Source organism: Paraburkholderia haematera (genome assembly GCF_905220975.1).
In the GTDB taxonomy this organism is placed as follows: Bacteria; Pseudomonadota; Gammaproteobacteria; order Burkholderiales; family Burkholderiaceae; genus Paraburkholderia; species Paraburkholderia haematera.
The window spans coordinates 1-2,294 of record NZ_CAJNBK010000060.1 but is presented as its reverse complement, the minus strand read 5'-3'; the positions used below and the strand labels follow the sequence as shown (position 1 = coordinate 2,294).

Annotated in this window: 1 protein-coding gene; it reads left to right on the top strand. The window is 57.4% G+C overall.

Annotated features, from left to right (window positions below; translation table 11 throughout):
• The first annotated feature begins 608 nt into the window (after positions 1–608).
• Complete coding sequence (ltrA, locus tag KHO23_RS34785) at positions 609–2,153, top strand: group II intron reverse transcriptase/maturase (RefSeq protein WP_054043695.1); 1,545 nt, start codon at positions 609–611, stop codon at positions 2,151–2,153.
• Positions 2,154–2,294 lie beyond the last annotated feature (141 nt).

The following is a 2,294-nucleotide window of genomic DNA, read 5'->3' as shown; positions in this document are numbered from 1 at the left end:
TATACAGGTGCGACCTGAAGGTCGCTATCGCAACTGTCTTGCCGATAGTAATCGGACAAGACCTGCTGTTCTGCCAGCAGTAGCCTACTCGATCGTGCGTCGCCGGTAACGGCGGGGTGCGGAGCATCGAGGACACCAACCGGGGTCGAGAGACCTAGTCCGAGCCGTGAGGCAGAGGCGACACCTGCAAGCATCAATGCGGGAGCTGGAAGGGCTCGGGTGGCATGGTTAATGAAAGTGAATTCTCGCAAGCGTCGTGAATACAGTCCAGCCAAAGATGCTGTCAGGCTGAGGGCAAAAGCTATGCGATCGGGTGCGGACAGTCTGTTATGGACGCACGCAGAACATTGTGTCGCCGGCGTAAAGAGGAAACCGTCGCCATCCCGTTGCGATAGCGGAACAGGGTAAGCCCATCTCGCCGCCCCCTGGGCAGGCCGACCGCAAGGAAAGCTGTTGGCGGAGTGGGTAAAGGAGGTTGGAGAAAGCGAATGCCGGGCTGTAATGGCGTGGATACGGGTTGAGATATTACCCGACACGAAAGTGGGCAGACTTCCAACTGGTCTCTCATCACGAGATAACCGGCATGATCCTTGAGGGCTGGAAAGCAAATGAACGGGCAGTCGACGTGTGCACTGGCCGACCACGCACTGTCGTGGCACAGCATTGACTGGGCCAAGGCATATAGCGTGGTCAAAAGAATGCAGGCGCGTATCGTGAAGGCAACCAAGGAAGGCCGCTGGAACAAGGTGAAAGCCTTGCAACGGTTGCTGACCTGCTCGTTTCACGGCAAAGCTTTAGCCGTGAAACGCGTGACGGAAAACCAGGGCAAACGTACCCCGGGTGTAGATGGCGTGCTGTGGTCTACCCCGGATGCCAAATACGAGGCAATAGGCTCGCTACAGCGACGCGGCTATAAGCCGCTGCCGCTTAAACGGATCTACATTCCAAAAAGTAACGGGAAGCTGCGCCCGCTGAGTATCCCGACGATGCAGGATCGGGCGATGCAGGCGCTTTACCTGCTCGCGCTCGACCCTGTGTCGGAAACGATATCCGACGCGCAGTCCTATGGATTCCGCAAAGAGCGATCCACGCACGATGCGATAGCACAATGCTTCCTGAACGCGCGATACCACGGCAACCCAAAGGATCGGGGCGCACGAGTATCAGCTCAGTGGATACTCGAAGCTGACATCCGCGGCTGTTTCGACAATATCGACCACACGTGGCTTTTACAGAACGTGCCAATGGACACGGCTGTGTTGAAGAAATGGTTGAAGGCCGGTTACTTGAAGGATGGCACCCTCGCACCGACTAACGATGGAACGCCGCAGGGCGGTATCATCAGCCCTGTACTGGCAAACCTGGCTTTAAACGGGTTGGACAATGCGTTATCGTCCGCCTTCAGGAATGCGTCACAGCGGGCTATCAACAAAGTCAACATGGTGCGATACGCCGACGACTTCGTCATCACTGGGGCAAGCCGGGAGGTGCTGGAGGAGAAGATCACTCCAGTCGTCACGGCCTTCCTTGCTTCACGAGGGTTAGAGCTTGCTCCAGAGAAGACGAAGATCACTCATTTGACTGAAGGCTATGACTTCCTCGGCCAGCACATCCGGCGATATGGCAGCAAACTGCTCATCAAACCGGCGCGCAAGAACGTTCACTCGTTCCTACAAAAGGTCAGGAGTCTGATTCGCAAACTGATGGGCGCCCCGCAAAGGCAACTCATCGATACTCTCAACCCGGTCATCACTGGTTGGGCGATGTACCACCGGCACATCGTAGCGAAGAAAACCTTCAGTTATGTGGACAGCCAAATCTGGTACGCGTTATGGCAATGGGCGCGACGACGCCATCCGAAGAAACTGGGACACTGGGTATACCAGCGTTACTTCCACCAGTTCGGGCTGCGGCACTGGGTGTTCGCCGCACGCACGGACGAAGTGGATGACACTGGCTCCCCGATCTACCGGGAGCTTCGAAAAGCGTCGGCCACGCCGATTGAGCGGCACCCGAAGGTCCAATCGGACGCCAACCCTTACGACACCGAGTGGTTCACGTACTTCGCGCAGCGCGCTGCGATCCGAAGCCGCAAGTCCCGCTCCCGCAGAACGTTACCCAAAAGCAACGCGCATGCGGTCGTCTGGCCCTAACGCCGGTACACATGCTGGTCGAACGTCGTTGACCGGGTTGGCATGAGCCAGCCTTATTGAGGCTTGAGCCGTATGCGGGGAAACTCGCACGTACGGTTCTTAGGGGAGGACGCGACGGCAACGTCGCGTCCTTACCCGACT